24 protein-coding genes are annotated in these 26422 nt (G+C 68.4%); 11 read left to right on the forward strand and 13 right to left on the reverse strand.

The features are described 5' to 3' along the window. Nucleotides 1-7 precede the first annotated feature (7 nt). The 7 genes from ACTFO6_RS10270 to ACTFO6_RS10300 are packed head-to-tail and all read left to right on the forward strand — an operon-like array spanning nucleotide 8 to nucleotide 8996. Complete coding sequence (locus ACTFO6_RS10270; protein ID WP_439934369.1) at nucleotides 8-1723, forward strand: cbb3-type cytochrome c oxidase subunit I; 1716 nt, start codon at nucleotides 8-10, stop codon at nucleotides 1721-1723. 15 nt (nucleotides 1724-1738) lie between these two features. Further along, nucleotides 1739-2608, forward strand: a complete 870-nt coding sequence (gene cyoE / locus ACTFO6_RS10275) for a heme o synthase (RefSeq protein ID WP_439934370.1) — start codon at nucleotides 1739-1741, stop codon at nucleotides 2606-2608. A 5-nt stretch (nucleotides 2609-2613) separates the two neighbouring features. Further along, a complete protein-coding gene (locus tag ACTFO6_RS10280; RefSeq protein WP_439934371.1) occupies nucleotides 2614-3444 on the forward strand; it encodes an SCO family protein in 831 nt (276 codons plus the stop codon). 45 nt (nucleotides 3445-3489) lie between these two features. Then, entirely contained in the window at nucleotides 3490-5433 is a 1944-nt protein-coding gene (locus ACTFO6_RS10285; RefSeq protein ID WP_439934372.1) for a cytochrome b N-terminal domain-containing protein, read from the forward strand. Continuing rightward, complete coding sequence (locus ACTFO6_RS10290) at nucleotides 5430-5945, forward strand: hypothetical protein (RefSeq protein WP_439934373.1); 516 nt, start codon at nucleotides 5430-5432, stop codon at nucleotides 5943-5945. The genes ACTFO6_RS10285 and ACTFO6_RS10290 overlap by 4 nt, the downstream gene beginning before the upstream one ends. A 1-nt stretch (nucleotide 5946) precedes the next feature. Then, nucleotides 5947-7560, forward strand: a complete 1614-nt coding sequence (locus ACTFO6_RS10295) for a hydrogenase iron-sulfur subunit (protein ID WP_439934374.1) — start codon at nucleotides 5947-5949, stop codon at nucleotides 7558-7560. Next, nucleotides 7557-8996: a cbb3-type cytochrome c oxidase subunit I gene (locus tag ACTFO6_RS10300; protein WP_439934375.1), complete on the forward strand. Its 1440-nt coding sequence runs from the start codon at nucleotides 7557-7559 to the stop codon at nucleotides 8994-8996. The genes ACTFO6_RS10295 and ACTFO6_RS10300 overlap by 4 nt, the downstream gene beginning before the upstream one ends. Here ACTFO6_RS10300 and ACTFO6_RS10305 read toward each other — a convergent pair. Together ACTFO6_RS10305 and ACTFO6_RS10310 are read right to left on the reverse strand one after the other, a co-directional pair. Then, a complete protein-coding gene (locus ACTFO6_RS10305; protein ID WP_439934376.1) occupies nucleotides 8974-9156 on the reverse strand; it encodes a hypothetical protein in 183 nt (60 codons plus the stop codon). The genes ACTFO6_RS10300 and ACTFO6_RS10305 overlap by 23 nt on opposite strands. Nucleotides 9157-9244: 88 nt before the next feature. Then, nucleotides 9245-9784, reverse strand: coding sequence for a CDP-alcohol phosphatidyltransferase family protein (locus tag ACTFO6_RS10310; protein ID WP_439934377.1), 540 nt, complete (start codon nucleotides 9782-9784; stop codon nucleotides 9245-9247). Between the two features lie 101 nt (nucleotides 9785-9885). Here ACTFO6_RS10310 and ACTFO6_RS10315 point away from each other — a divergent pair, with 101 nt between their 5' ends. Then, the gene (locus ACTFO6_RS10315) at nucleotides 9886-11829 is read left to right on the forward strand and encodes an ATP-dependent DNA helicase (RefSeq protein ID WP_439934378.1); all 1944 of its coding nucleotides are present in this window, start codon (nucleotides 9886-9888) and stop codon (nucleotides 11827-11829) included. A 20-nt stretch (nucleotides 11830-11849) separates the two neighbouring features. Then, complete coding sequence (locus ACTFO6_RS10320; protein WP_439934379.1) at nucleotides 11850-12233, forward strand: hypothetical protein; 384 nt, start codon at nucleotides 11850-11852, stop codon at nucleotides 12231-12233. Between the two features lie 73 nt (nucleotides 12234-12306). Here the strand turns inward: ACTFO6_RS10320 and rimO are convergent, their stop codons facing one another. Together rimO and phaR are read right to left on the reverse strand one after the other, a co-directional pair. Continuing rightward, nucleotides 12307-13680 (reverse strand): 30S ribosomal protein S12 methylthiotransferase RimO, encoded by a 1374-nt coding sequence (gene rimO, locus ACTFO6_RS10325; protein WP_439934380.1) that lies wholly within the window; start codon nucleotides 13678-13680, stop codon nucleotides 12307-12309. Nucleotides 13681-13706: 26 nt separating this feature from the next. Next, nucleotides 13707-14330 (reverse strand): polyhydroxyalkanoate synthesis repressor PhaR, encoded by a 624-nt coding sequence (gene phaR, locus ACTFO6_RS10330; RefSeq protein ID WP_439934381.1) that lies wholly within the window; start codon nucleotides 14328-14330, stop codon nucleotides 13707-13709. 228 nt (nucleotides 14331-14558) lie between these two features. Here phaR and ACTFO6_RS10335 point away from each other — a divergent pair, with 228 nt between their 5' ends. Continuing rightward, on the forward strand, nucleotides 14559-15113 hold the full coding sequence (locus ACTFO6_RS10335) for a phasin family protein (protein WP_439934382.1): 555 nt from the start codon (nucleotides 14559-14561) through the stop codon (nucleotides 15111-15113). Between the two features lie 135 nt (nucleotides 15114-15248). On the opposite strand, the gene ACTFO6_RS10340 is transcribed toward ACTFO6_RS10335, so the two are convergent. The 5 genes from ACTFO6_RS10340 to rluD form a co-directional block, all read right to left on the reverse strand. Then, nucleotides 15249-15992 carry a beta-ketoacyl-ACP reductase gene (locus ACTFO6_RS10340; RefSeq protein ID WP_439934383.1) on the reverse strand — a complete coding sequence of 248 codons (744 nt, stop codon included), beginning with the start codon at nucleotides 15990-15992 and terminating at the stop codon, nucleotides 15249-15251. A 58-nt stretch (nucleotides 15993-16050) separates the two neighbouring features. Next, nucleotides 16051-17838, reverse strand: coding sequence for a PHA/PHB synthase family protein (locus ACTFO6_RS10345; protein WP_439934384.1), 1788 nt, complete (start codon nucleotides 17836-17838; stop codon nucleotides 16051-16053). A 128-nt stretch (nucleotides 17839-17966) separates the two neighbouring features. Further along, nucleotides 17967-18746, reverse strand: coding sequence for a ZIP family metal transporter (locus ACTFO6_RS10350; protein ID WP_439934385.1), 780 nt, complete (start codon nucleotides 18744-18746; stop codon nucleotides 17967-17969). A gap of 47 nt (nucleotides 18747-18793) precedes the next feature. Beyond that, nucleotides 18794-19549, reverse strand: a complete 756-nt coding sequence (gene pgeF, locus ACTFO6_RS10355) for a peptidoglycan editing factor PgeF (protein ID WP_439934386.1) — start codon at nucleotides 19547-19549, stop codon at nucleotides 18794-18796. Then, nucleotides 19546-20517, reverse strand: coding sequence for a 23S rRNA pseudouridine(1911/1915/1917) synthase RluD (gene rluD, locus ACTFO6_RS10360; RefSeq protein ID WP_439934387.1), 972 nt, complete (start codon nucleotides 20515-20517; stop codon nucleotides 19546-19548). Before rluD ends, pgeF begins: the two co-directional genes overlap by 4 nt. Between rluD and ACTFO6_RS10365 the strand changes: the two genes are divergently transcribed. Continuing rightward, nucleotides 20516-21349, forward strand: coding sequence for an outer membrane protein assembly factor BamD (locus ACTFO6_RS10365; protein WP_439934388.1), 834 nt, complete (start codon nucleotides 20516-20518; stop codon nucleotides 21347-21349). The genes rluD and ACTFO6_RS10365 overlap by 2 nt on opposite strands. A gap of 2 nt (nucleotides 21350-21351) precedes the next feature. Here ACTFO6_RS10365 and ACTFO6_RS10370 read toward each other — a convergent pair whose 3' ends face one another. The 4 genes from ACTFO6_RS10370 to ACTFO6_RS10385 form a co-directional block, all read right to left on the reverse strand. Next, the gene (locus ACTFO6_RS10370; RefSeq protein WP_439934389.1) at nucleotides 21352-21591 is read right to left on the reverse strand and encodes a metal-sensitive transcriptional regulator; all 240 of its coding nucleotides are present in this window, start codon (nucleotides 21589-21591) and stop codon (nucleotides 21352-21354) included. 58 nt (nucleotides 21592-21649) lie between these two features. Beyond that, a complete protein-coding gene (locus ACTFO6_RS10375) occupies nucleotides 21650-21862 on the reverse strand; it encodes a heavy-metal-associated domain-containing protein (RefSeq protein ID WP_439934390.1) in 213 nt (70 codons plus the stop codon). A 27-nt stretch (nucleotides 21863-21889) separates the two neighbouring features. Beyond that, nucleotides 21890-24340 (reverse strand): heavy metal translocating P-type ATPase, encoded by a 2451-nt coding sequence (locus tag ACTFO6_RS10380; RefSeq protein WP_439934391.1) that lies wholly within the window; start codon nucleotides 24338-24340, stop codon nucleotides 21890-21892. Nucleotides 24341-24430: 90 nt separating this feature from the next. After that, a complete protein-coding gene (locus tag ACTFO6_RS10385) occupies nucleotides 24431-26335 on the reverse strand; it encodes an acetoacetate--CoA ligase (protein WP_439934448.1) in 1905 nt (634 codons plus the stop codon). Nucleotides 26336-26422: the final 87 nt, after the last annotated feature.

Consider the following 26422-nt stretch of genomic DNA (forward strand, 5'->3'; position numbering starts at 1 on the left):
GGAGGCCATGGCGATCAACCGGATGTTTCGAACCTGCCCGAGCACAGGGCTGCAGTTCCATCAGCCGGCGGAGGCCCTGATCCGGTGGAACGCGGTGGCCGCGGTGGTGTCGCTGCTGGTGGGCGGGATCCTGGGGCTCCTGGTGGTGCTCACACGCTGGCCCGCAGTGCACCTGCTGCCGGCGGACGCCTTCTACCAGGCGCTCACCGCCCACGGCCTCAACATGCTGGTCTTCTGGATCATCTTCTTCGAGATAGCGGTCCTCTATTTCGCTGCCTCCACCCTGCTCAGGTGCCGCCTTGCCACCCCCCACATGGCGTGGCTCGGATTCTGGCTCATGGTGGCTGGCGCGCTGCTAAACAACTACGCGGTATGGCGCGGAGATTCCAGCGTCATGTTCACCTCCTATGCCCCCATGGGAGCCCACCCTACCTTCTACCTGGGCCTGATCCTGTTCGCGGTGGGGGCGCTGATCGGCTGCTTCGTGTTTCTCGGCACCCTGGCGGTGGCCAAGGCGGAGAAGACCTACGTGGGCTCGGTGCCGCTCGTGACTTTCGGCGCGTTGACCGCGTGCATCATCGCCATTTTCACCATCGCCAGCGGCGCCATCATCCTGATCCCAACCTTCCTGTGGTCGGTGGGGCTGGTGGGCTACATCGACTCCCTCATGTACCGCACGGTGTGGTGGGCGTTCGGGCACTCGTCCCAGCAGATCAACGTCTCCGCCCACGTGGCCGTGTGGTACGCCATCGCCGCCATCGTGTTTGGCGCCCGGCCCATGAACGAAAAAGTCTCCCGCGGGGCGTTTCTGCTCTACATCCTGTTCCTGCAGCTCGCCTCCGCCCACCACCTGCTGGCTGATCCGGGCCTCACGTCCAACTGGAAGATCTTCAACACCAGCTACGCGTTCTACCTGGCGGTGCTGGCCTCCATGGTCCACGGCTTCACCGTGCCCGGGGCCATCGAGCTGGCGCAGCGGGAGAAGGGCTACACCAAGGGGCTGTTCGAATGGCTGAGAAAGGCGCCGTGGGGCAACCCAGTCTTCTCCGGGATGTTCATCTCCCTGGTGGGATTCGGCTTCCTCGGCGGTATTTCTGGCGTTGTCCTGGGTACTGAGCAATTAAACTTGCTCATGCACAACACCTTCTACGTGCCGGGCCACTTCCACGCCACGGTGGTGGTGGGCACCACGCTCGCGTTCATGGCCCTCACCTATTTCCTGATCCCGGTACTTTTCCGGCGCGAGCTGGCTTTTCCCAAGCTGGCCCAGTGGCAGCCCTACGTTTTCGGCATCGGCATGAGCGTGTTCTCCCTGTTCATGATGGGCGCCGGGACCCTGGGGGTGCCCCGGCGCCACTGGGATATGACCATGGCGGGCAACCTGCTGCCCCACGAGTGGCCCGGGACTGCCTACCTGATGGTGGGCCTCATGGCCCTCGCCGGGATCCTCGCCGTCGTGGGTGGGGCCATTTACATCCTGGTGACCGTGTGGTCGGTGTTCTTCGGCAAGCGCATCGAGACCCCGGACTTCAAGCGCGTGAGCGCCCGGGAGGGCGCTGCCCCGGCGCCGCAACCGGTGGCCGTGTCGCTGACCGGCCATGGAAGCGCGGGCCATATGGCGGCCCCCGGCACCTTCGTCCTGGCGATGGTGCTGCTGGTGTCGTTCGTGCTGTACTACTTCGTCAACTGGAGGTACCTGTCCTCGGTGTGGCCGCTGAGCTGACGGACGGGAATGGCCATGCGTGACGGGGCGAGACTGTTCTTCGATCTCTTCAAGCTGCGCATCGGGCTACCGATCGGGCTCACGGCCCTGGCCGGCCTGGCGGTGACGCCGGGACCGCCCCTCGCCGGGTGGCAGGTGGCGGTGCTGGCCCTGGCGGTGGTGATGGCTTCCGCCAGCGCCGGCGCGTTCAACCAGTTCGTGGAGCGGGACATGGACGCGCGCATGGGACGCACGCGGCGCCGCCCCTTCGTCACTGGGCGGCTCCAGCACGGGCCGGCGTGGCTCGTCCTCATCGCCGCCATGGCGATCGCCGCCGTGGGCGCCGCGGCCCTGGCCCTCAATGCCTACGCCGCGCTCTACGTCTTCCTAGGCGCGTTCTTCTACGCCGTGGTGTACACCGTGTGGCTCAAGCGCCGCACCTGGCTCAACATCGTGATCGGCGGGCTGGCCGGAAGCTTCGCGGTGCTGGCGGGCTCCGCCGCGGCGGCGCCGGGGGAGCTGCCCGCGGCGCCCTTCCTGCTGGCGACGGTGCTGTTCCTGTGGACGCCGCCCCACTTCTGGAGCCTGGCGATCGCCTACCGCAGCGACTATGAGGCGGTGGGGGTACCCATGCTGCCCTGCGTGGTGGGGGACGCCCGCTGCGCCCAGATCATTTTCCGCAGCGCCATGGCCCTGGTGGCGGTGTCCCTGCTGCCGGCGTTCTTCGGTCTGGGGTGGGTCTATCTGGCCGGCGCCGCCGCGGGAGGCGCCTGGTTCCTGGCGAAAAGCGCGGCCCTCGCCCGCTCCCCCAGCCGGGCGACGGCCATGGCCAACTTCCACGCCTCCCTCCTGCAACTGGGTCTGCTCCTCGGCGCGGCGCTGCTCGACGGGGCCGTGGCAGGGTAAGGGCCATGGGGCGATCCGCGGCCCGGCTTATCCTCGCGATCGTCTTCGCCGCGCTGGTGGCGAGCGGCGGAGACGGCGCGGCGGAGACGGGCGGGACGCCCGGCCTCGACCCCCAGGAGGCGCTGCGGGCGAGCCAGGCGGCCATCGGCCGGCCCGTCGGCGATTACGCCTTCACCGACCGGCAGGGCCGGCGGGTGACCCTCTCCTCCTACCGGGGCAAGCCCCTGCTGGTGAGCTTCGTGTACACGGGTTGCTACCAGGTCTGTCCGGCCACCACCCGGTTCCTCGTCAAGGCCGTGCGGGTGGCCCAGGAGAGCCTGGGCCAGGATAGCTTCGCGGTGGTCACCATCGGCTTCAACTTGCCCTTCGACACGCCGGCGGCCATGGCCGCCTTCGCCCGGCAGCAGGGGGTGGATCTTCCCAACTGGGAGTTCCTGAGCCCCGACGCGGAGACCCTTGAGGCCCTGACCCGGGACTTCGGTTTCCGCTACGTGCAGACGCCCAAGGGCTTCGATCACCTGCTCCAGGCGACGGTGGTGGACCAGGACGGCCGCATCTACGCCCAGGTGTACGGGGACGCGTTCGACATTCCCCAGCTCGTCGAGCCCCTCAGGCACCTCCTCACCGACGGGCCGCGGGCGCCGGCGACCCTCTCCGAGCTGGTGGAGCGGGTGCGGCTCCTGTGCACGATCTACGATCCGGCGTCCGGCACCTACCGCTTGAACTACCAGATCTTCTACGAGCTCTTCGGCGCCCTGTTCGCTACTGCGCTCACCATCGGGTTCATCGTGCACGAGCGGCGCCGGGGCCGCGGCTCCCGGCCGCCGCAGGCTTGACCCACATCAAACGCTCCGCGGCCCCCCGCGGGTAAGCTTTCCAGCATGTTGAGATACGTGCAGCGCGCCGGTCAGTGGGCGTTCCTCCAGGCGGAGCGGGTGTTCAACGCCGCCTTCGGCGACCGCTTGAACCCGCTCTATTACCTCGGGGCCATCAGCTACTTCATGTTCTGGGTGGTGGTGGCGAGCGGCCTTTACGTCTACGCCTTCTTCCAGACCGGCGTGAGCGAGGCCTACCTTTCGGTCCAGTCCCTGAGCGAGGAGCAGTGGTACCTGGGCGGCATCATGCGCTCGATCCACCGCTACGCCTCCGACGCCATGGTGCTCACCATGCTGCTGCACATGCTGCGGCATTTCCTTTTCGACCGCTACCGCAGCTTCCGCTGGTTTTCCTGGGTGAGCGGCGTGATCGTCCTGTGGCTGGTCTACGCCTCCGGGGTGAACGGCTACATGCTGCCCTGGGACCGGCTCGCCCAGTTCGTGGTGACCGCCACCGCCGAGTGGTTCGACTGGCTACCCATCTTCAGGGGCAGCCTGATCCGAAACTTCATCTTTCCCGAGGGAGTCAACGACCGGCTGTTCAGCCTGCTCTCCTTCATCCACATCGGCCTTCCCCTCGCAGTGCTGTTCCTGCTGTGGGTGCACGTGCAGCGGGTGCCTCGGGCCAAGACCAACCCGCCACGGCCCATCGCCGTCACCCTGGTGGTGGCGCTGGTGGCCCTTTCCCTGGTGAAGCCGGTCGAGAGCCAGGCGCCGGCCAACCTTGCCACCGCCATCACCGAGATCGACCTCGACTGGTTCTACCTGGCCGTCTACCCCTTGATCTACCGCTGGTCGCCGGGGGAGGTGTGGCTGCTCGTCGGCGGCGCCACCCTGCTGTTCCTGCTGCTGCCGTGGCTGCCCCCCAAGCGGGGCCGCGGGCCCAAGGAGGGCTATCACGTCATGGTGCATCCCGACAACCGCATCATCCCGGTGCGGGAGGGGGAGAGCCTGCTGGACGCGGCGCTGCGGGAAGGGATGCCGGTGCCCTTCGACTGCCGCAGCGGCGGCTGCGGGCAGTGCAAAGGCACGATCCTGTACGGCGCGGTGGATCACGGCGCCTATCAGCCGTCGGCGTTGACCGAGGAGGAGCGGCGCCTAGGGAAGGCCCTGTTCTGCTGCGCCACGCCGCTCTCCGACCTGGAGATCGAGTACCAGCCGGTGGAGGTGCCGGGCGGGATCGCGCCCCGGGTCTACACCGCCCGGGTGCACAAGCTGCGGCGGCTCGCCGAGGACGTGATGCAGGTGTTCCTCAAGCTGGAAGGAGGGGAGAGAATCCGGTACTACCCGGGGCAGTACATCAACATCCTGCTGCCGGACGGGGAGAAGCGCTCCTTCTCTTTCGCCACCGCGCCCCACGAAGCGGAAAACCTGATCGAGCTGCACATCCGCTGGATCCCCGGCGGCAAGTACACCACCCACGTGTTCACCGAGATGAGGGAGGGAGAGGTGGTGCGCTTCGAGGGGCCCCTGGGCGCCTTTTTCCTGCGGGAGGACTCGGACAAGCCCATCATCTTCGTCGCCGGCGCCACCGGCTTCGCGCCGGTGAAGGCGATGCTGGAGCACGCTTTCCACGTGGGGCTCAAGCGGAAGATGATCCTGTACTGGGGCACCCGGCGCCTGCAGGACATGTACATGAAAGAGTTGCCGGAGCGCTGGGAGCGGGAGCACCCCAACTTCAAGTTCGTGCCCGTGCTCTCGGCCCCCGAACCCGAAGACCAGTGGCAGGGCCGCACCGGGCTCGTGCACGAGGCGATCCTGGAGGACTTTCCCAACCTGGCCGGCCACCAGATCTACGCCTGCGGTTCGGTGGCCATGGTGGAGGCGGCGCACCCGGCGTTCATCGCCCGGGGGCTGCACCCCGACGACTGCTTCTCCGACGCGTTCCGCACCAGCGCCCACCTGCGGGGCGAAGGGGCCGAGCTGGTCAAGCTGGGAGGCGCCGCGTGAACCTCTTGCGCTACGCGGCCCAGGGGCTGCTCTACGTGCCCTTCATGGCCGTGGTCGGTTACTTCTCCACCGACCCGCCGTATCGCCACCTGGAGCCGGATCAAGCTCTGGTGCGCCTGTCCATCCGTCATGCCGGCGAGCGCAGGGAGGAATGCCGCGAGCGCACGCCGGAGGAGCTGGCGAAGCTCCCGCCCAACATGCGGGCCCCCTTGGTCTGCCCGCGGGAGCGGGTGCCCGTCACGGTGGAGCTGGAGATGGACGGCGAGCTCCTGCTGCGCACCACGGCGCCGCCTTCGGGCCTGGCCAAGGATCTCGCCTCCATTGTCTACTGGCGGCAACCGGTGGCGGCCGGCCCTCACCGCTTCGTCGCGCGGCTGAACGACCGGCGCACCGAGGGCTTTAGCCACGTGGCCGAGGCCACGATGACCCTCGAGCCCGGGGACGCGCTGGTGATCGATTTCCAGGCGGAGCAGGGCGGGTTCCTGTTCCACTCCCGTTCAAGCCCGCGCTGAAATGGTGGACGAAAGCCCGCTCCGCCATGAGGCTCGTTCCGGCTCGAGCCTGCGCCTGGCCCTGCTCGCCGGGCTGCAGACCCTCGAGGCCCTGTTCGACCGCGCCTTCACCCCCGCCCATAACCCCTGGCGCCACCTGGGGGCACTCGCCTTTTTCTTCTTCTGGGTAGTGGTGGTCTCCGGCGTCTATCTCTACGCGTCCAGCGAAAGCGGAGTGGAGCGCGCCTATCGCTCGGTGGAGCGTTTGACCCGGGAGCGGTGGTACCTGGGCGGAGTGGCCCGCAGCCTCCACCGCTATGGGTCCGACGCCTTCATGATCGCGATGCTGCTGCATCTGGCGAAGGAATGGATCGCCGGACGCTATCACGGCTTCCGCTGGTTTTCCTGGGTGACGGGAGTGCCACTGCTCCCCCTCGCCCTGGCCTCCGGCGTGATCGGCTTCTGGCTGGTGTGGGACCGGCTCGCGCAGTTCGCGGCCCTGGCCACCGCCGAGTGGCTGGACGTGCTGCCGCTCTTCTCGGAGCCCCTGGCGCGCAACTTCCTCACCCCCGGCGACGTGACCGACCGTTTCTTCACCCTGGCCATGTTCCTCCACCTGGGGCTGCCCCTCGCCCTGCTGCTCCTCGCCTGGATCCACGTCCAGCGCATCAGCCGCCCGGTCGTGCATCCCCCCCGGCCGCTGGCCCTGGGCACCCTCGCTGCGCTGATCGCCCTTGCCCTCCTCAAGCCGGTCACGAGCCACGCGCCGGCGGATCTGGCCATCGTTCCCGCGGAGCTTAGGTTCGACTGGTTCTACCTCTTTCCTTTCCCGGCCGTTTACGCCTGGTCGCCGGCCGGGGTTTGGATCCTCGGCGGCGCGATCGCGCTGCTCCTCCTGTTGCTGCCCCTGCTGCCCCATCCCCCGCGCTCGCCGGTGGCCCAGGTGAGCCTCGCCAACTGCAACGGCTGCGGGCGCTGCCACGAGGATTGCCCGTACGCCGCAGTGGTGCTGCGGCCCCGCAGCGACGGGCGCCGGGCGCCGCGGGAGGCGGTGGTGCTGCCGGAGCTGTGCGCCGGGTGCGGCATCTGCGCCGGAGCGTGCCCCTCCTCCACACCGTTTCGCAGCGCCGCCCCCCTCGTGACCGGCATCGACATGCCCCAGCTTCCCATCGGGGCGTTGCGGGCGCGGCTCGAGCGCGCGGTGGCGGCCCTGGAAGGGCGGCCCAAGATCGTGGTCTTCGGCTGCGATTGGGGCACCGATGTGGAGCGGCTGCGCGGGCCTGGCATTGCTGCCTTCCGCCTGCTGTGTACCGGGATGCTGCCCCCGTCCTTCATCGAATACGCCCTGCGGGGCGGCGCCGACGGCGTGCTGGTGACCGGCTGCCGCGAGGGGGACTGCGCCTTCCGGCTGGGCAACCGGTGGACCGAGGAGCGGCTCCGCGGACAGCGGGAACCCCATCTGCGCCGCAACGTTCCCGCCGAGCGGTTGCGGGTGTTCTGGGCCGGCCCCCGGGACTTCCACCGGCTGGCGGACGAGCTCGAGCGCTTCCGTGCCCATGTCGCGGCCCTTCGGGCGCCGCCCAGGGCCGCGGAGCGGGGGCTCGACCACCGGAGAGACGGGGCTTTGCTCCCATGAGAGCGCTGGCTCAGGCCGCGGTTCGCCGGCTGCCATCTTCGGTGCGTGCCGCGGGAGGGCGATACGCGCTCCCGATTCCCACGGGGGCGCGGCGCATCCTGGCGATGGTCTGGCTCGGGCTCGGGCTCGTGTCGCTCATCCTCTCGGGGCTCTTCTCGGTGCTGCTGGTGCTCTCGCGGGCTCCCTACGTGAAGGACGTCTTCCCTCTGGTGGACTTTTTCCACGTGGCCCTGGTGGTCCACGTGGACCTCTCGGTGCTGGTGTGGTTCATCGCCTTCGCCGGCGTGTTCTGGACCCTGAACAGCACGCCCCGGTGGCTGCCCCTGGGCTGGGTCGCTTTCGTCTTCGCCGTCGCCGGAACGCTCTTCATGTCGGCAGCCCCGTTCCTCGCCCGCGAGCCCGCGGTGATGAGCAACTACGTTCCGGTGCTGGACGGCCCCCTGTTCCTCGCCGGGCTTTCGGTGTTCGGCCTCGGCTTCGCGCTGCTCACCGTGCGCAGCATGGCTGCCGTGCCGCCGGTGGGAAAGCGTCCCGACGGCGCCGCGGCCCTGCGTTTCGGCTTGAATGCCTCGGTGGTGTCGGCGGCGGTGGCCCTGCTCGCCTTCGCCTGGTCATACTTTCTCGTCCCGGCCGGGCTCGAGGGCAAGGCCTATTACGAGCTCCTGTTCTGGAGCGGCGGGCACGTGCTCCAGTTCACCTACACGCTTCTGATGTTTGTCGCGTGGTTGTGGCTCGCCGGCGCCGCGGGCGCCCGGGTACCCCTCACGCCCCGTGTGGTCCTGCTCCTGTTCGGGGTCGGCCTGGTCTCGGTGTTCGGCACGCCCCTGATCCATCTCGCCCACGACATCACGTCGGTGGAATATCACCGCTGGCACACCTGGCTCATGGGATTCGGCGGCGGGCTGGCGATCCTGCCCTTCGCCCTGGCCATGGCGCTCGCCCTGGGGAGCGCGCCTCCCGCGGGCGCCGAAGAGCGCCCGCTGCGGGCGGCCCTCCTCGTCTCCCTGGTCCTCTTCGGAACGGGGGGCGCGATCGGTCTCGCCATCGAGGGCAGCAACGTCAAGATCCCGGCCCATTACCACGGCTGCATCGTGGGGGTGACCCTGGCGTTCATGGGGATCACCTACCATCTGCTGCCGCGGCTGGGCTTCGCCGCGCCCAGGCCGGTGCTCGCCACCTGGCAGTGCTACCTCTACGGCGGGGGCCAGCTCCTCCACATCCTGGGGCTGCTCTGGTCCGGAGGCTACGGGGTGCAGCGGAAGATGGCGGGAAGCGCCGAGGTGCTGGAAGGCTTCGGCCGCACGGCGGGCATGGGCCTCATGGGGTTGGGCGGGCTCGTCGCCGTCGCCGGCGGGCTGCTGTTCATCCTGGTGGTGCTGCTGGCGGTGACCTCCAGGCCGCGCCATCGCCCGCTCACGGGCCGGAGAGGGTGTTGATGAGCCAGAAGGTGAACACGGCTAGGGGCAGGATGATGGCGAAATAAACGAGGCTCCGATTCTCGAACCGGGCGCCGCGGGCGCGCTCGAGGCGATCCAGGATCCAGTCGGCGAGGAAGTACAGCCCGATGGCGACGACGGTGAAGTAGACGATTTCCATGGGGGCCCGGCGGCCTGAAGCAGGGGCCCATTTAAACACGGCCGCCCCGGCGGGGACTTGATGGAAATCAAGGACCCGCTCGCCGGCGTCAGCCTTCGTGCCGGGCCGCTTTGCGGCCCCACAGCCAGACGTAATGGACGCCGGAGAGCACGGTGAACAGGGCCACCAGGGCGAACAGGGGCGCGTGCGCGGGCTCCGCCTCCACGTAGCCGGCGACGTCCGCGAGCAGCAGGAGCAGCAGGGCGAACTGGAAGAAGGTGCAGGTCTTCCCCAAGACGGTGGGCTGCATGTGGTAGGAGCCGATCGCCAGGCGGTAGCTCACCGCGCCCACCACGAGCACAAAGTCCCGGCCCAGCATCAGGGCCGCGAGCCACAGGGGCAGCACCTGGATCCAGGCGAGCCCCAGCACGGTGGCAAAGATCAGCAGCTTGTCGGCCATGGGGTCCAGCACCGCCCCGATGGAGGTGCGCTGGTCGAAGCGGCGCGCCACGAAGCCGTCCAGGGCGTCGCTCGCCGCCGCGACCACGAACGCCCAGAAGGCGAGGGCGTGGTTCCCCTGCAGCAGGAAATAGGCGAGAGCCGGCACCAGGCACAGCCGGAGCAGGGTGATGGCGTTGGCCGCGTTCATGCAAACCGGAGACGAAAAGGGCTCACCCGGATTTTAAGGAACCTGGGCGCGAGCCGCACGGCCCTTGCCATGGTAGACTCGCGGAGAAACTCTCCGCCGTCATGCTCGATCTGGAGCGCGTCTTCGCCGAGGACGGGCCCCTCGCCCGCCGCATTCCCCACTATCGTGCCCGGCCCCAGCAACTGGAGATGGCGAGCGTCATCGCCCGAGCCATTGAGGAGCGCCGGATCCTGGTGGCGGAGGCGGGCACCGGCACGGGTAAGACCTTCGCCTACCTGGTGCCCGCTCTAATCCGCGGCGGCAAGGTGATCCTTTCCACTGGAACCAAAACGCTCCAGGACCAGCTCTACCACCGGGACCTGCCCACGGTGCGGGCCGCCCTGGGGCTTCCGGTGACCGTGGCCCTGCTCAAGGGACGCGCCAACTACGTGTGCCAGCACCATCTGCAGCGCAGCCTAGCGGAAGCTCGCTTCGCCAGCCGGGAAGCGGCGGCCCACCTCGAGCGGGTGCGCCAATTCGCGGCCGTTTCCGGGACCGGGGACCGGGCGGAGCTACCCGATGTGCCCGAGGACTCCCCCGTGTGGCCAGCGGTCACGTCCACCCGGGACAACTGCCTGGGGACCGGCTGCCCGTATTACGACCGCTGTTTCCTCATGCGGGCCCGGCGCGCAGCGCTGGCGGCGGACGTGGTGGTGGTGAACCACCACCTCTTTTTCGCCGACCTGGTGCTGCGGGACGTGGGCGTCGCGGAGCTCCTGCCCGCGTGTAACACGGTGGTGTTCGACGAGGCTCACCAGCTCCCGGAGACCGCCACCCTTTTCTTCGGCGAAAGCGTAGGAAGCGGTCAATTGATCGAGCTGGCCCGGGACGCCCGGGCGGAAGGCGCGGCGGCGGCCCGGGACTTCCAGCGCCTGCCCGAGGCGGCCCAGGCCCTGGACAAGGCCGCCCGGGATCTTCGCCTGGCGGTGGGCGAGGCCCCCGGCCGGTGGCCCGCCCGCCAGGCCATGGAGCGGCCCGGGTTTGGCCCCGCGCTGGACGCAGTGGCCGAGGCCCTCGCACGGCTCGAGCGCCTGCTGGAATCCCAGGTGGCCCGGGCCGAGGGCCTGGCCCATTGCCATGAGCGGGCGGCGCGACTCTCGGCCCTCCTCGTCCGCTGGCGGTCGGAGGAGGCGGACGAGTCGGTGCGCTGGGTGGAGGCCTTTCATCAGGCGCTGCAGCTTCACCGCACGCCCCTTTCGGTGGCCTCCGTCTTCAGCCGGCAGATCGCGAGCCCGCCCCGGGCGTGGATCTTCACCTCGGCCACCTTGTCCGTTGCCGGCCGCTTCGACCATTACTGCCGGGAGCTGGGGCTCGACGGGGCGGCCACGGCGAGCTGGGAAAGCCCCTTCGATTACCCGAACCACGCCCTCCTATACCTGCCCGAGGGACTGCCGGAGCCGGCCCATTCGGACCACACCGAGGCGGTGACCCGGGCGGCGCTGCCGGTGCTCAAAGCGAGCCGGGGACGGGCGTTTCTCCTGTTCACCTCCCTCAAGGCCATGCAGCGGGCCCACGGGCTGCTCAAGGAAGCCCTGGCGCGGGAGGGCCTGGACTATCCCGTGCTGCTCCAGGGGGAGGGATCCCGCTCGGCCATGCTGGATCGTTTCCGCAACGCGAACCACGCCATCCTGCTCGGGAGCCAGTCGTTCTGGGAGGGCGTGGACGTGCCAGGGGAGCAGTTGTCCGTGGTGGTGATCGACAAGCTGCCCTTCGCGCCGCCCGACGATCCCGTGTTCGCCGCCCGGCTCGAGCATTTGCGGGCGGCGGGGGGCGACCCGTTCAACGACTATCAGCTCCCGGAGGCGGTGATCACCCTGAAGCAGGGCGCGGGACGCCTCATCCGCAGCGAGACCGACCGGGGGGTGCTCATGATCTGCGATCCGAGGCTCCTCACCCGCTCCTACGGCCGCCGCATCCTGGCGAGCCTGCCCCCCATGGGACGCACCCGCCGCCTCGAGGAGGTGCTGGCCTTCCTCACCTCCCCGGGCCATACTCGTAGAGAATGAAAGCCGATGAGGAGACGCCGATGGAACAGCTTCCGGAAAACGTCCAGACCCTGCTCAAGGACCTGCGCGTCTATCTCGCCAACAGCAACGACCCGTGGGAATCCCGGCGGGCCCTCATGTACCGCATCAACGAGGTGATCGGCGGTGGGGAATCGGAGGTGTTCGTGGCCAACGTGCGGGAGCTGTCCCGCATCGGCGCGAGCTACGCCGAGATGATGCAGACCTTTCAGCGCCTCTTGACGTCCTACCCAGCTGGCGGCGCCACCGCTGACCTTTTCGCCCGGGCGTTCGCTCCCAACCCTTTTGCCGCCGCCCCGTTGAACGAGTTCCTGCGCCAGCTCACCGAGCTCTTCAACGCCCAGTCGGCGGCGCTGCGGGGAGGGGAGACGGGGAAGAAAGGCTAGCCCGGATGGACACGGATTTTCACGGACAAAGGCGGCGTTACCCGCTCATCCTTGGTTGATTCCGAGACGGGTGTCAGCCTGCTGCCGTCCGCGCGACCTGCTGCGGCGCCCGTCCAACGGGGATGGCGCGCAGATCGTGGGTGTCCGAGCCGGTGATGGTCACTTCCACCAGGTCTCCCGGTTTGAGCCCAGACGCTCCCTCCACCCGCACGACGCCGTCGATCTCCGGCGCATCGCCGGGGCCGCGGCCCAGGGCGTGGCGCGGGGTCACCTGGTCGATCAGGACAGGCATCCTGGCGCCCACCTTGCGGGCCAGCCGCTTGCGGCTCACCCGCGCCTGGACCTCCATGAGACGCGAGCGCCGCGCTTCTTTCACCTCTTCCGGCACGGGATCGGGCAGGGCGTTGGCGGCGGCGCCCTCCACCGGCGAGTAGGCGAAGCAGCCCACCCGGTCCAGCTCGGCTTCTTCCAGGAACCGGAGCAGCGCCTCAAACTCCGCCTCCGTCTCCCCCGGAAAGCCCACGATGAAGGTGCTGCGGATCGTGAGCCCCGGCACCTGGGTCCGCCAGGCGCGGATGCGCTGGAGGTTGTCCTCGCCGCTGGCGGGGCGCTTCATGAGCTTCAAGATGCGCGGGCTCGCGTGCTGGAACGGCACGTCCAGGTACGGCAGGACCTTGCCTTCCGCCATCAGGGGGAGCACCTCGTCCACATGGGGATAGGGATAGACGTAGTGTAGCCGGACCCAGACCCCCAGCCCGGAGAGAGCCCGAACGAGGTCGGCGAAGCGGGTCTTCACCGGCCGGCCGTTCCAGAAGCCGGTGCGGTACCTCACGTCCACCCCGTAGGCGCTCGTGTCCTGGGCGATGACCAGCAGCTCCTTCACGCCCGATTCCACCAGCGCCTCCGCCTCCCGCATCACCTCGCCGACGGGCCTGCTCACCAGGTCGCCCCGCAGGGACGGAATGATGCAGAAGGTGCAGCGGTGGTTGCACCCCTCCGAAATCTTGAGATACGCGTAATGGCGGGGCGTGAGCCGCAGTCCCTGGGGCGGCACCAGATCGAGGAAGGGATCGTGGGGCTTGGGGAGATGGCGATGCACCGCCGCCATCACTTCGTCCAGGGCCTCAGGGCCGGTCACCGCCAGCACCCGGGGGTGGGTTCGTTGCACCAGCGTCCCCTTGGCGCCCAGGCAGCCGGTCACGATCACCCGCCCGTTCTCTGCCAAGGCTTCGCCGATGGCCGCCAGGGATTCCTCCACCGCGGCTTCGATGAAGCCGCAGGTGTTGACCACCACCAGGTCCGCGCCGTCGTAAGTGGGCGCGATGTCGTACCCCTCCGCGCGCAGTTGGGTCAAGATGCGCTCGGAATCCACCAGGGCCTTGGGACAGCCCAGGGAGACGAAACCGACCCGGGGCGCGCGGCGGCGAAGGCGGCGGGCAGGAGACATCGTGCTGCGAGCCAGGGGACGGCGCTTTAAGGGTTCTTCTTGCCCTGCTCCGTGGATTCACCCGCGCTCGAGGTGTCAGGCGCGGATGACGGCTTGGACTCGGGCTCGCTGGGCGTTTGGAAGCCGGGGAATGGGAAGCCGCCGAAGAGGTTGCGGGTCTGCTTCTGCAACTGCTGCTGCATTTCGAGGAACAGGTTGGCGCTTTGCTCCAGATAATTGGAGAGCAATCCCTGGATGGCGGGACCCTGGATCTTGAGGAACTGGGCCCAGGCGTCGGAGTTGAAAAGGGGATTCTCCCCGTACATGGCCTTGGATTGCTCCTGCAGCCGCTTCTGCATGTCGATGAAGGTCTGGATGTTCTTTTCCAGGTAACTGCCCATCATCCCCTGCATCGCATGGCCGTAGAAGCGGATGATCTGGGACAGCATGTCCCGGGAGAACATGGGCACGCCCCCGCTTTCCTCCTCCAGGATGATCTGCAGCAGGATGCTGCGCGTCAAATCCTCGTTGGTCTTGGCGTCCACCACCCGGAATTCCACGTGGTCCAGAACGAGCTGCTTGACGTCGGCCAGGGTGATGTAGCTGCTGGCCGCCGTGTCGTACAGGCGGCGATTCGGGTACTTCTTGATGAGACGGACCCCTTCGCTCATGGCGGCACCCGCAACAAAAGACAAATCAATATATTACAGAAAGCCTGCTATAAATACAGCAAGCCCGCGGACGCTCGGAACCGCCCGGGAGAACCGGGGCCGGGCAGCCTTTTTGCTGCACTGCGCAATAATCCTTGACAGCAGCCTTTCCAGCAGCCTACAATGGAATTGTGCAATGCAGCAACAAGGTTTTTTCGAGCATCCGCCGAAGGAGCGATGGAGGTTATCATGGTCAAGATTCCTGAGCAGTTTTCCGATCTGGGCAAAGGCAACGTGGAAGCGGCCCTGAAGTTCGCCAAGCTGTCCATGGACAGCGCCGAGAAGCTGGTCCGCCTGCAATTGGAGGCGGCTCGCGCCGCGATGGAAGAGTACGCGAAAACCGCCCGCGCCCTGGCCGAGGCCAAGGACGTGCAGAGCGCGGCGAGCCTCAGGCTCAAGATCGCCGAGTCGAACATCGAGAACGCGCTCAAGTACGCCCGCAGCGTCTACGAAGTGGCCTCCCAAGCCCAGGGCGAGCTGGCGAAGCTGTTCGAGCAGCAGATGCAGAGCGTGGGCAAGGAAATGCAGGGCGCCCTGGAAAAAGCCAGCGCGGGCGCGCCGCCGGGCAGCGAGATCGCGGTCACGGCCCTCAAGACCACCATCGCCGCCGCTCAAACCGCCCTGGATACCATGACCAAGGCGGCCAAGCAGATGGCAGAACTGGCGGACGCCGGCGTCAAGGCCGCCACCGCCGCCACCGGCGAGGCGGTCAAGAAAGCGACCGGCAGCGCCAAGAAGGACTGAAACGGCTCCTCCTCCTCCTTTATCCTGGGGACTCTCTCCTCAGATAAAGGAACTGACGCCCCGGTGGGCAACCACCGGGGCTTTTTTTTGGATGGCGAAAGGAGAGACCGCGGGCGTGGAGAACGCCCGTTTCCCTCAGTACATGTGCTGTCCGCCGTTGATGGCGAAGTTGGCCCCCGTCACGTAGGCTGCTTCGTCCGAAGCGAGGTAGGCCACCAGGCCGGCCACTTCCTCCGGCTTGCCCAGGCGTCCCACCGGGATCTGGGGCAGGATCTTGCTCTCCAGCACATCTTGGGGGATCGCCAGGACCATCTTGGTACCGATATAGCCCGGCGAGATGGTGTTGACCGTCACCCCCTTTTTCGCCACTTCCAGGGCTAGCGCCTTGGTGAAGCCGTGCATGCCGGCCTTGGCGGCCGAGTAATTGGTCTGGCCGAAGGCGCCCTTCTGGCCGTTCACCGAGGAGATGTTGATGATGCGGCCCCAGCCCCGCTCCACCATGCCGTCGCACACCTGCTTGGTCATGTTGAAGCAGGAATCCAGGTTGGTGCGGATCACCGCATCCCAATCGGCCTTGGTCATCTTCCTGAAGGTCATGTCCCGGGTGATGCCGGCGTTGTTGACCAGGATGTCCACCGGCCCCACGTCTTTCTGCACCTGCTGCATGGCGGCCGCGCACGACTCGTAGTCCGCCACGTCCACCCCCACGGTGTAGAACGTGTAGCCCTTGGCCTTCATTTCGGCGGTCCATTCGGCCACTTTCTTGTTGCCCGGAGAGTGGGTGGCGACCACCTTGCAGCCCTGGTCGGCAAGCCGCATGCAGATGTATTCGCCCAGCCCGCCCATCCCGCCGGTGACCACTGCGACTCTTTGTGCCATGGTATGTCCTCCTGTGGTTGCTCCGGTACTGCGAGAAATCGGCTTGGGACGACCTCGCTCATTCGAACCGCGCTTTGACGTAGCTCCCGGGCGCCGGCTCGATGGGGGGATAAGCTGCGCTGCCGACTCCCGCGGGCGCCAGCACCGTGGGGCCGCTGCGCCGCTTGATCCAGCGGATCCAGTGCTTCCACCAGCTTCCGGGCACGGAGCGGGCGCCTTCCAGCCAGCCCTCGGGAGTGGCCGCCCGGAACTTGTTGATCCAGTAGTTGCGCCGGTTCTTCGACGCCGGGTTCACCACCCCAGCGATGTGGCCGCTCGCCGTCAGGATGAAGTCAATTTTGCCAGAAAGCAGCCGCGCGCTGGCATAGGCGGCGCGCCACGGCACGATGTGGTCCTCCTTGGCCGCCAGGAAGTAGGTAGGAACGCGTATCTTTCCCAGGTCTACGGGCACGCCGCAGAGGGTGAGGGCGCCTGGTGTCTTCAGCTCGTTCTGCAGGTACATGTGGCGCACGTACCAGCAATAGAGGGCCCCCGGCAGGTTGGCCCCGTCGCTATTCCAATAGAGGAGGTCGAAGGGGGGCGGCGTCTCCCCCAGCAGGTAGTTGTGGACCACGTAGTGCCAGATGAGATCCTGGGGACGCAGGCTGGCGAAGGCGGCGGCCAGCTCCGCGCCCCGCATGACCCCGCCTTCCCGGTACTCGGCTTCCTTCCTCGCCACGTAGGCTTCGTCGATGTACACCGAGATCTCCCCCGGGTCCTCGAAGTCCAGCATGGTGGTGAGGAAGGTGGCGCACTTCACCCGCTCGTCCCCCCGGGCGGCCAGCACCGCCAGGGCGGTGGCGAGCAGCGTGCCGCCGACGCAAAAGCCCAGCAGGTTCATCTGGGGCGCGCCGGCCACGGCGCCCACCACTTCCATGGCCTGGAACACGGCCCGCTCCAGGTAGTCCTCCCAGGTGAGATGTCCCAGCTCGGGGGGGATGTTGCGCCAGGAGATGAGAAACACCGTGAGCCCGTTTTCCACCGCGAAGCGCACGAAGGAATCCTCGGGTTGTAGGTCCAGGATGTAGTACTTGTTGATGAAGGGGGGCACGATGAGCAGGGGCAGGGCGTGCACCCGGGGCGTCGACGGTGCGTACTGGATGAGCTGCATGACCTCGTTCTGGTAGATCACTCCGCCCGGCGTGATGGCCAGGTTGCGGCCCACCTCGAAGGCCGATTCGTCGGTCATGGAGAGGCGCCCTTTCTCCAGGTCCGCGAGGAGATTCCTCAGGCCCCGCAGCAGGCTCTCCCCTTCGGTTTCCACGGCCCGCTTCAAGGCTTCCGGATTGGTGGCGGGGAAGTTGGCGGGGGAGAGGGCCTCGATCCACTGGCGGGTGAAGAACTGCACCTTGCGCTTGGCTACCTCATCCAGGGGAAGCTGGGCCGCGGCGGCGTTCAACCATTCCGCGTTGAGCAGGTAGGCGCGCCGCAAATAGTCGAAAAGGGGTTCCCGGCGCCATTCTGGGCTGCGGAAGCGCCGGTCGGGCTTGGCTTCTTCTTTGTCGCTTTCGGCGCCCAGTTGCCCCGCCAGCAGGCGCATCCACAGCGCCAGGTGGCGCTGGCCGTAGCGGTTTTGCAGGTCGAGCCACCGTTCCAGCTCGTGGGCGAGCCCGGCCGTCACGGCGCTCAGGATCTCCCCGCCGGCCAGGGGCGGGCGGTGGAGGGCCTTGAGCAAAACGGCGGGATCCAGCGCCACCTTCAGCGCCGGGGAAGCCTCCGGGACGGGAGCGCCAGCACCCTTTGCGGCCTGCGCCTGGGGTTCGTTCTTGCGGGGGGCGGGGCCTTTCGCTGGTCGGCCCGCGTCCATCGTCCCTCCGGAAGAAGAGGCCGGCGCAGCGGGCCCAGCCGAATGATCGGGCGCAGCCATGGGGTGAATGTGCGGTGAAAGCGCGGGGACGCAGCCCCAGCTATTCTTGGCGCCGCCTCTTTAGCCTGTCAATGGGCGTGGCCGCCCACCAGCGCCCCGACTGCCCAGATCGATCCCACGCCCAGGGCGATCAGCAGCACCTGGATGGCGCCGGCCTTGAGCGCCGGCGTACGGTGCAGGTCCGGGATCAGGTCCGCCACCGCTACGTAGATCATGCTGGCGGCGGCAAACCCGAGGAGCGGCGGCACCAGCTCCCGCATGCTCTCCAGCCCCGCGTAGCCGATCAGCGCCCCCAGGAGCATGGCCATGCTGGAGAGCAGGTTGAAGAGCAGGGCCTTGGCCTTGCTGAAACCGGAATGGAGCAGGACCAGGAAGTCGCCGGCTTCCTGGGGAATCTCGTGGGCGATGATGGCCAGCGCCGTGACGATGCCCAGGTGCAGGTTGGTGAGGAAGGCGGCGGCGATCAGCATCCCGTCGACGAAGTTATGGATGGTGTCGCCGATGAGGATGAGGATGCCGCTGCGGATGCGGGCCCCGGGCAGGAGCGCCGGGTCGTGGCCGTCCGAATGGTGGGTGTGGTGGTGGCGCCACAGCACCAGCTTCTCCAGCACGAAGAACACCACGATGCCGAGGAGCACGATGCCGCTCGTCTGCTCGATGCTCCTGCCATGGGCCATGGCTTCCGGCAGCATCTCCAGGAACGCTGCGCCGAGGAGCGCCCCGATGGCGTAGCTCACCAGCCAGGGAATCCAGGCGGCGCGGGCGGCGAGGGTGAGGGCTCCCGCCACCAGCACGCTCAAGAGGCCGCCCGTGAGGCTGGCGGCGATGATCCAGGCAAAAGGGGACATGGAAAGGACGCAGCGGCGAAACGGCGCATTATAGCCGCACCGCAGGCTCAATCGGTGAGCCACACCAGCGCCACCGTGCGCCCGGTGACCCGGTCTCGCCGGTAGGAATAGAAGCGTTGCGGTTGGCTGAAGGTGCAGTCCTCCTCCCCGTAGACCGCCCGCACCCCGCAGCCGTCCAGGCGCTGGCGGGCGAGCAGCGGCAGGTTGGCGAGCCACTTGCCGTTGTCCCGGGGCAGGAAGGCGAAGGCGGCCCGGGTCTCGTGGCGCAGGAACGCCTGCCGTACCTCGTCGCCCACCTCGAAGCTGTCGGGGCCGATGCAGGGCCCCAGCCAGGCCAGGAGCCGGGCGGGATCCGCCTCCATCGCCTCCACCGTGCGCTCGATCACGCCGGAGGCCAATCCCCGCCATCCGGCGTGGGCGATGCCTACCACGGTGGCATCCCGGTCGCATAGGAGGACCGGCAGGCAGTCGGCCACCTGCACCGCGCACACCACGCCGGGCGTGCGGGTCACGGCGGCATCGGCCTCTTTCTCCTCGGGCGTGCCGCGGGCTGCGGCCGGGTCGAGGCGGGCGACCGTGGCGCCGTGGACCTGCTTGAGCCAGCGGGGCTCGGCGGGCAGCCACCGCCGCAGCCGGCGCCGGTTCTCCGCGACGCACCGGGGGTCGTCCCCCACGTGCTCGCTCAGGTTGAGGGACGCGTAGGGGCCGCGGCTCACGCCCCCGGTGCGGGTAGTCGCGAGCGCCCGCACCCGGTCCGGCGCGGGCCAGTCGGGTAGGATGGGCTGAAGCGAATCGTCCGTCATGGTGAGCGCCGCAGCCTCTCCAGCAAGGCCGCCATGTCGGCGGGCAGCGGCGACTCCAGCTCCAGCTCGCGCCCGCCGGCCGGGTGGGGGACGACCAGCCGGGCAGCGTGGAGGGCCTGCCGCGGGAAAGCGGCGAGGAGGGCCGCGGCGGGGCCCTTGGGCGTCCCCCGGTACACGGGATCGCCCACCAGGGGATGGCCGATGGAATGGAGATGGACCCGGATCTGATGGGTGCGACCGGTTTCCAGGCGGCACAGGATCAGGGTGCATCCGGGAAGCCGTTCCAGGGCCCGGACGTGGGTGAGGGCGGGCTTGCCCGGCTCCACCACAGCCATGCGGGTGCGGTGCACCGGATGGCGGCCGATGGGCGCTTCGATCGTACGGCTGCCTGGTAGGGTCCCCAGGGCGAGGGCCAGGTACTCCCGCCGGATGCGGCGCTCGGCCAGGGCCCGCTGGAGGTGGGCGTGAGCCGCCAGGGTCTTCGCCACCACCAGCAGCCCGCTGGTCTCCTTGTCCAGGCGATGGACGATGCCCGCTCGGGGAAGCCCAGCCAGGGCGGGGGCGTGGTGGAGCAGGGCGTTGAGCAGGGTGCCCCCCCAGTTTCCGCTGCCGGGGTGGACCACCAGGCCGGCGGGCTTGTCGATGACGATGATCTCCTCGTCCTCGTAGACGATGGCGAGGGGCCGTCCCTCGGGGGCGTAGGCCGCCTCCCAGGGATCCGGCTGGAGCGCCACTTCCACCGTCTCTCCACCCCATACCCGGTCCTTGGCCGCCCGGGGCGTCCCGTTCACCCGCACGGCGCCGTCGCGGATCCAACGGGTCAAGCGGCTCCGGGAATATTCCGGCAGGAGCCGGGCGAGGGCCTGGTCGAGGCGCAAGCCGGCGCAGTTCTCTCCCACCCGCAGGCGCCGCAGGGGCGGGGAGGGCGCTGCGCTATAATCCGCCGGAGAAAGCGAGGAATCCGCCATGGCCGATAGTGTACTTGCAAGCCGCGCCCGCCGATCCCGGCGGGCTTGCGCCCGTGGAATTGCGGCCGCCGCGCTGCTTGCCCTCCTTTCGGGTTGCGGGCTCTTGCCCGCGGAAGGGGACCCCACCGAGGGCTGGTCCGCGAGCCGGCTCTATTCCGAGGCGAAGGAGGAGCTCAACAGCGGCAATTACCAGAACGCCGTCAAACTGTACGAGAAGCTGGAAGCGCGCTATCCCTACGGCCGCTACGCCTTGCAGGCCCAGTTGGAGATCGCCTACGCCTATTACAAGGACGGGGAGACGGCCTCCGCCATCAACGCCGCCGACCGCTTCATCAAGCTGCACCCCAACCACCCGAACGTGGACTACGCCTATTACCTCAAGGGATTGGTCAACTTCCAGTCGGACCTGGGCATTTTCTCCGCCCTGGGGGGCGACGACTTCAGCGACCGGGATCCCAAGGCGGCGCGGGAGGCCTTCGAGGCCTTCCGGGAGCTGGTGACGCGCTTTCCCGAAAGCCGCTACGCCGCCGACGCCCGGGCGCGCATGAACTACCTGGTGAACGCCCTGGCCTCCCACGAGATGCACGTAGCCCGCTATTACCTACGCCGGGGAGCCTACGTTGCAGCGGCCAACCGGGCGAAGTACGTGCTGGAGAACTATCCCCAGGCCCCGGCCCTGGAGGAGGCGCTAGCCATCATGGTGCGCGCCTACGACGCCTTGGGGATGCCCAAGCTGCGGGACGACGCGCGCCGGGTGCTGGAGCAGAATTTCCCCGGCAGCGTCTACCTGGCGGGCGGCCCGTCGCGCAAGCCCTGGTGGAAGCTCTGGTGAGATCAGCGGGCGAACTTGCGCACCACTTCCATCAGCTCGGCGATGGCCGCTTCCCCGTCTCCTGAGCGGATGGCGGTCTTCACGCACCCCTGGGTGTGGTCCTCCAGGAGCTGCATCGCCACAGCATCCAGCGCCGAGCGCAGCGCGGAGATCTGGATGAGGATGTCCACGCAGTAGCGGTCCTCCTCGATCATCCGCGCCACGCCCCGCACCTGGCCTTCGATCCGGTTGAGGCGCTTCATCAGGGCCTCCTTGCGGGGCTGCACCACCCGCTTCGGCGGGTGGGGAGGCTCGGATCGGCTACGCGGCGGCGACCTCATATCCCGCCCCCTCGATCGCCGCGCGCAGCGCCTCGTCGTTGGTGCGCATCGGGTCGTACTCGACCCGGGCCTCGCCTTTTTCCAGGGACACCTCGGCGCTCCCGACGCCGTCGATCCCCTCGAGCACGCTTTTCACGCTCTTCACGCAACCCTGGCAGCTCATGCCTTTCACTTTCAGGGTGACCGTTTGCATGGTTTTCTCCCTTTATCGAAAAAAACGCTAACCGGTGATGGAGGACGTGGGCACCGGCCGGCTGGCTTCCCTTGATCCGCGGCTTCGCTCCTCGGGGCCGGCGCCGGGCCGCCAGCGCCGGAGCAGCAGGGCGTTGCTCACCACCGACACGGAACTCATGGCCATGGCGGCGCCCGCGATCACCGGGTTGAGGAGCCCCAGGGCCGCCAGGGGGATGCCCAGCACGTTGTAGAAAAAGGCGAAGAACAGGTTCTGGCGGATCTTGGCCAGGGTCGCGCGGGAGAGGGAGAGGGCGTCCGCCACCCCATTCAGGTCGTTGCGCATGAGGGTGATGTCGGCGGTCTCCATGGCGACATCGGTGCCGGCCCCCATGGCGAAGCTCACGTCTGCGGCGGCGAGGGCCGGCGCGTCGTTGATGCCGTCGCCCACCATACCCACCGTTTCGCCCGCTTCCTTGAGGCGCAGCACCTCGATCCGCTTCTCCTCCGGCGAGAGGCCGGCGTGGAACCGGTCGATGCCCGCCTGCCGGGCCACGGCCCGGGCGGTGGCCTGGTTGTCCCCGGTGAGCATCACCACCTGGATTCCCATGGCCTTGAGCCGCGCCACGGCCCGAGGGGAGGTGGGACGCAGCCGGTCGGCGACGGCGATGGCGCCGAGAAGCCGCCCGTCCCAAGCCACTGCCACCACGCTCTTGCCCTCGGCTTCCAGGGGCGCCACCAGGGCCTCGTCCACCTTCACCCCCTGGCTTTCCAAGTGGGCGAGGGAGCCCAGCATCGCGGGCTTCCCCGCGACGCGCCCGCCCACGCCCCGGCCGGGCACCGCGGTGAAGTCGGCGAGGGGGAGCGGCGCGACCCCCGCTTCCTTCGCCCGCTCCGCGATGGCCCGGGCGAGGGGGTGCTCGGAGGCCTGCTCCAGGGCTGCCGCCACGGCGAGGAGCTCGCTCTTGGCGACCCCTGGCAGGGGGACCAGGTCGGTGACCGCCGGGCGCCCTTCGGTGAGGGTGCCGGTCTTGTCCACCACCAGGGTGGTGATGCGCTCGGCCCGCTCTAGGGCGGCGGCGTTCTTCACCAGCACGCCCGCCTGGGCGCCCCGGCCGGTGCCCACCATGATGGCGGTGGGAGTGGCGAGCCCCAGAGCACAGGGACAGGCGATCACCAGCACCGCCACGGCGTTGATCAGGGCGCCGGCGAAGTCGCCGCTCCCGACCCACCAGCCGGCCAGGGTCAGGGCGGCGATAATCACCACGATGGGGACGAAGATGCCGGAGATGCGGTCCGCCAGGCGCTGGATGGGCGCCTTGGAGCCTTGGGCTTCCTCCACCATGCGCACGATGGCAGCAAGCTGGGTCTCGGCCCCAACGCCGGTGGCGCGCAGCCGCAGGAACCCCTGCTGGTTCACGGTGCCGGCGTAGACCGGGCTGCCCGGCTGCTTGTTGACGGGCAGGCTCTCGCCGGTCAGCATGGATTCGTCCACGCTGGACGCGCCTTCCATCACCACCCCATCCACCGGGAAGCGCTCCCCGGGCCGCACCAGGAACACGTCTCCGGGCTTGAGGCTGGCGGCGTCCACTTCCAGGACCCGGCCGTCCCGCTCCACCCGGGCGGTCTTGGGCTGTAGCCGCATCAGCGCCTCGATGGCGGCCGAGGTCTTGCCCTTGGCGCGGGCTTCCAGGAGCTTGCCCAGCATCACCAGAGTGATGATGGCGGCGCTCGCTTCGAAATACACGTGCTGGCCCAGGGAGAAGGCGGTCACCACCGCGCTGAAGAAATAGGCGGCCGAGGTGCCCAGGGCGATGAGCACGTCCATGTTGGCCCCGCCTCCCCGCAGGGCGTGCCAGGCGCCTATGTAGAAACGGCGGCCGATCCAGAACTGCACCGGCGTGGCGAGCAGCCACTGGAGGGATCGCGGCAGAAGCTCCTCGTGGACGCCGCTCGCCATCTGCACCATCTGGGCGAGGAGCGGCGCGGTGAGGGCGGCGGAGATCCAGAAGCGCCTGAGCTCCCGGCGATAAGCCTGCTCGCGCTCGGCTTTCTCCCGGGCGCGGGTCTCCTCGGTGAGCTCGGCGGCGCCGTAGCCGGCGCGCTCCACCGCCGCGATCAGCGCGGGCACGTCGGCTAGGGCGGGCGAGTAGGTGACCCGCGCCCGCTCGGCGGCGAAGTTGACCGTCGCCTGCACCCCGGGCAGGCGGTTCAGCACCTTTTCGATGCGGGCGGCGCAAGCCGCGCAGGTCATGCCGGAGAGCTTGAGCTCCACGGTACGGGCGGGCACCTGGTAGCCCGCCCGCTCGATGGCTTCCTCGAGGGCTTCGGGTGGGATCAGTGCCGGGTCGAACTCCACCCGCGCCTTCTCCGCGTTGAAGTTGACCGCGGCCTGCACCCCGGGTAGGCGGTTCAGCACCTTCTCGATCCGGGCGGCGCAGGCCGCGCAGGTCATGCCCGCGACGGGAAGCTCCAGCGATTTGCGGTACGGCGCGTTCAAGGGTATTCCTCCCTGCCTGGCCCGGGCGGCCTCCGGCGAGCGCAGTCATCTTATACCCCACCAGGGTATAAGTCAACGGCGGGGCGTGCTTCAATCCCGCAGCTCGGGCCGGTTGCGGAACTGCTCCAGGGCCTCGGGGTTGGCGAGCGCCTCCAGGTTCTTCACCGGCCGGCCGTGCACCACGTTGCGCACGGCGAGCTCCACGATCTTGCCCGATTTGGTGCGGGGGATGTCGGTCACCTGCACGATCCTGGCGGGGACGTGGCGGGGCGTGGTGTTTTCCCGGATCTGGCGCTTGATTATGTCGATGAGCGCCTGATCCAGGGTGAGGCCCTCCTTGAGGCGCACGAACAGCACTACCCGCACATCGGTAGGGTGATCGGGCGGCCAGTCCTGGCCGATCACCAGGCTCTCTACCACCTCGGGCAACTGCTCCACCTGGCGATAGATCTCGGCGGTGCCGATGCGTACGCCCCCCGGGTTGAGCACCGCGTCCGAGCGCCCGTAGATGACGACCCCGTCATGCTCCGTGAGGGCCGCGTAATCCCCGTGGTGCCACACGCCGGGAAAGCGCTCGAAGTAGGCGGCGCGGTACTTGACCCCATCAGGGTCGTTCCAGAAGCCGACCGGCATGGAGGGGAAGGGGGCGGTGCACACCAGCTCCCCTTTCTCGCCCGGGGGAAGCGGGCGGCCTTCCTCGTCGAACACCTCCACCTTCATGCCGAGGCCCCGGCACTGGATCTCTCCGCGCCACACCGGCAGCAGGGGGCAGCCCAGGACGAAGCAGGAGACGATATCGGTGCCGCCGGAGATGGAAGAAAGGAGCAGGTCCTTTTTCACCTTGTCGTACACGTAATCGAAGGACTCGGGCAGAAGCGGCGAGCCGGTGGAGAGGATCGTTTTGAGAGAGGCGAGGCGATGGGTCTCTATGGGCGTTAGCCCAGCCTTTTTCACCGCGTCGAGGTACTTGGCGGAGGTGCCGAACACGGTGATGTCCTCGGCGTCGATGTAATCGAACAAAGCGGTGGGGCCAGGATGAAAGGGGGAGCCGTCGTAGAGCATGAGCGTCGCTTCCGAGGCCAGGCCCGAGGCGAGCCAGTTCCACATCATCCAGCCGCAGGTGGTGAAATAAAAAAGCCGGTCGCCGGGCTTGAGGTCGGTGTGTAGCTGGTGCTCCTTCAGGTGCTGGAGCAGAGTGCCGCCGGCGCCGTGGACGATGCACTTGGGCACGCCGGTGGTGCCGGAAGAGTAGAGGATGTAGAGGGGGTGGTGGAAGGGCAGGCGGGCGAATGGGATATCCTGGGGCGAATACGGGGCGATAAACTCGGCGAGGTGGATTCCCTTGGGCACCCGGCCCGCGTCCGGGCGCTCGCTCATGTAGGGCACCACCACCACCCGCTCTACGCTGGGCAACCGCGGGACGAACTCCGCCGCCCGAGCGAGGGAATCGAAGGCTTTCCCGCCGTAGTGATAGCCGTCGGCGGTGAAGAGCACCTTGGGCTCGATCTGGCCGAAGCGGTCCAGCACCCCTTGCACGCCGAAGTCTGGGGAGCAGGAAGACCACACGGCCCCCAGGCTCGCGGCCGCGAGCATGGCGATCACCGTCTCGGGCAGGTTGGGCAAGAAGCCCGCGACCCGGTCGCCGGGGCGCACCCCCGCGGCGGCGAGGGCTTGTGCCAGGCGCGAGACCTCGTCGTAGAGCTTGGCGTGGGTGAGGCGGCGCCTGCGCCCCGCCTCGTCCCGGAAGACGAGGGCCAGCGCCTCGTCCCGTCGGCGCAAGCAGTTTTCGGCGAAGTTAAGCCGCGCGTCCGGAAAGAAGCGGGCTCCGGGCATTTTGTCCCCGTCCACCAGCACCCGCTCGCCCCGGGTTTCAGCGACGACGCCGCAGAAATCCCACACCGAGACCCAGAACCGCTCAGGCTGTTCGATGGACCACCGATAGAAGCCCCCGTAGTCCTGGGCCTCCACGCCCCATCGGGCGCCCACGTGGGCCATGAAGGCAGTCAGGTTGGCTCTAGCGATGCGTTGCGGCGATGGGGTCCAGAGGGGTCGTTCCACACTCCACCTCCAAGGGCTTTGAGC

Source organism: Pelomicrobium sp. G1 (genome assembly GCF_051905455.1).
GTDB lineage: Bacteria > Pseudomonadota > Gammaproteobacteria > Burkholderiales > UBA6910 > Pelomicrobium.

What these genes read in the sequence shown, in the direction of transcription:
- ACTFO6_RS10270 (WP_439934369.1), top strand. Translation starts at nt 8, where the DNA reads ATGGCGATCAACCGGATGTTTCGAACCTGCCCGAGCACAGGGCTGCAG.
- cyoE (WP_439934370.1), top strand. Translation starts at nt 1,739, where the DNA reads ATGCGTGACGGGGCGAGACTGTTCTTCGATCTCTTCAAGCTGCGCATC.
- ACTFO6_RS10280 (WP_439934371.1), top strand. Translation starts at nt 2,614, where the DNA reads ATGGGGCGATCCGCGGCCCGGCTTATCCTCGCGATCGTCTTCGCCGCG.
- ACTFO6_RS10285 (WP_439934372.1), top strand. Translation starts at nt 3,490, where the DNA reads ATGTTGAGATACGTGCAGCGCGCCGGTCAGTGGGCGTTCCTCCAGGCG.
- ACTFO6_RS10295 (WP_439934374.1), top strand. Translation starts at nt 5,947, where the DNA reads ATGGTGGACGAAAGCCCGCTCCGCCATGAGGCTCGTTCCGGCTCGAGC.
- ACTFO6_RS10300 (WP_439934375.1), top strand. Translation starts at nt 7,557, where the DNA reads ATGAGAGCGCTGGCTCAGGCCGCGGTTCGCCGGCTGCCATCTTCGGTG.
- ACTFO6_RS10305 (WP_439934376.1), bottom strand. Translation starts at nt 9,156, where the DNA reads ATGGAAATCGTCTACTTCACCGTCGTCGCCATCGGGCTGTACTTCCTC.
- ACTFO6_RS10310 (WP_439934377.1), bottom strand. Translation starts at nt 9,784, where the DNA reads ATGAACGCGGCCAACGCCATCACCCTGCTCCGGCTGTGCCTGGTGCCG.
- ACTFO6_RS10315 (WP_439934378.1), top strand. Translation starts at nt 9,886, where the DNA reads ATGCTCGATCTGGAGCGCGTCTTCGCCGAGGACGGGCCCCTCGCCCGC.
- ACTFO6_RS10320 (WP_439934379.1), top strand. Translation starts at nt 11,850, where the DNA reads ATGGAACAGCTTCCGGAAAACGTCCAGACCCTGCTCAAGGACCTGCGC.
- rimO (WP_439934380.1), bottom strand. Translation starts at nt 13,680, where the DNA reads ATGTCTCCTGCCCGCCGCCTTCGCCGCCGCGCGCCCCGGGTCGGTTTC.
- phaR (WP_439934381.1), bottom strand. Translation starts at nt 14,330, where the DNA reads ATGAGCGAAGGGGTCCGTCTCATCAAGAAGTACCCGAATCGCCGCCTG.
- ACTFO6_RS10335 (WP_439934382.1), top strand. Translation starts at nt 14,559, where the DNA reads ATGGTCAAGATTCCTGAGCAGTTTTCCGATCTGGGCAAAGGCAACGTG.
- ACTFO6_RS10340 (WP_439934383.1), bottom strand. Translation starts at nt 15,992, where the DNA reads ATGGCACAAAGAGTCGCAGTGGTCACCGGCGGGATGGGCGGGCTGGGC.
- ACTFO6_RS10345 (WP_439934384.1), bottom strand. Translation starts at nt 17,838, where the DNA reads ATGGACGCGGGCCGACCAGCGAAAGGCCCCGCCCCCCGCAAGAACGAA.
- ACTFO6_RS10350 (WP_439934385.1), bottom strand. Translation starts at nt 18,746, where the DNA reads ATGTCCCCTTTTGCCTGGATCATCGCCGCCAGCCTCACGGGCGGCCTC.
- pgeF (WP_439934386.1), bottom strand. Translation starts at nt 19,549, where the DNA reads ATGACGGACGATTCGCTTCAGCCCATCCTACCCGACTGGCCCGCGCCG.
- ACTFO6_RS10365 (WP_439934388.1), top strand. Translation starts at nt 20,516, where the DNA reads ATGGCCGATAGTGTACTTGCAAGCCGCGCCCGCCGATCCCGGCGGGCT.
- rluD (WP_439934387.1), bottom strand. Translation starts at nt 20,517, where the DNA reads ATGGCGGATTCCTCGCTTTCTCCGGCGGATTATAGCGCAGCGCCCTCC.
- ACTFO6_RS10370 (WP_439934389.1), bottom strand. Translation starts at nt 21,591, where the DNA reads ATGAAGCGCCTCAACCGGATCGAAGGCCAGGTGCGGGGCGTGGCGCGG.
- ACTFO6_RS10375 (WP_439934390.1), bottom strand. Translation starts at nt 21,862, where the DNA reads ATGCAAACGGTCACCCTGAAAGTGAAAGGCATGAGCTGCCAGGGTTGC.
- ACTFO6_RS10385 (WP_439934448.1), bottom strand. Translation starts at nt 26,335, where the DNA reads ATGGCCCACGTGGGCGCCCGATGGGGCGTGGAGGCCCAGGACTACGGG.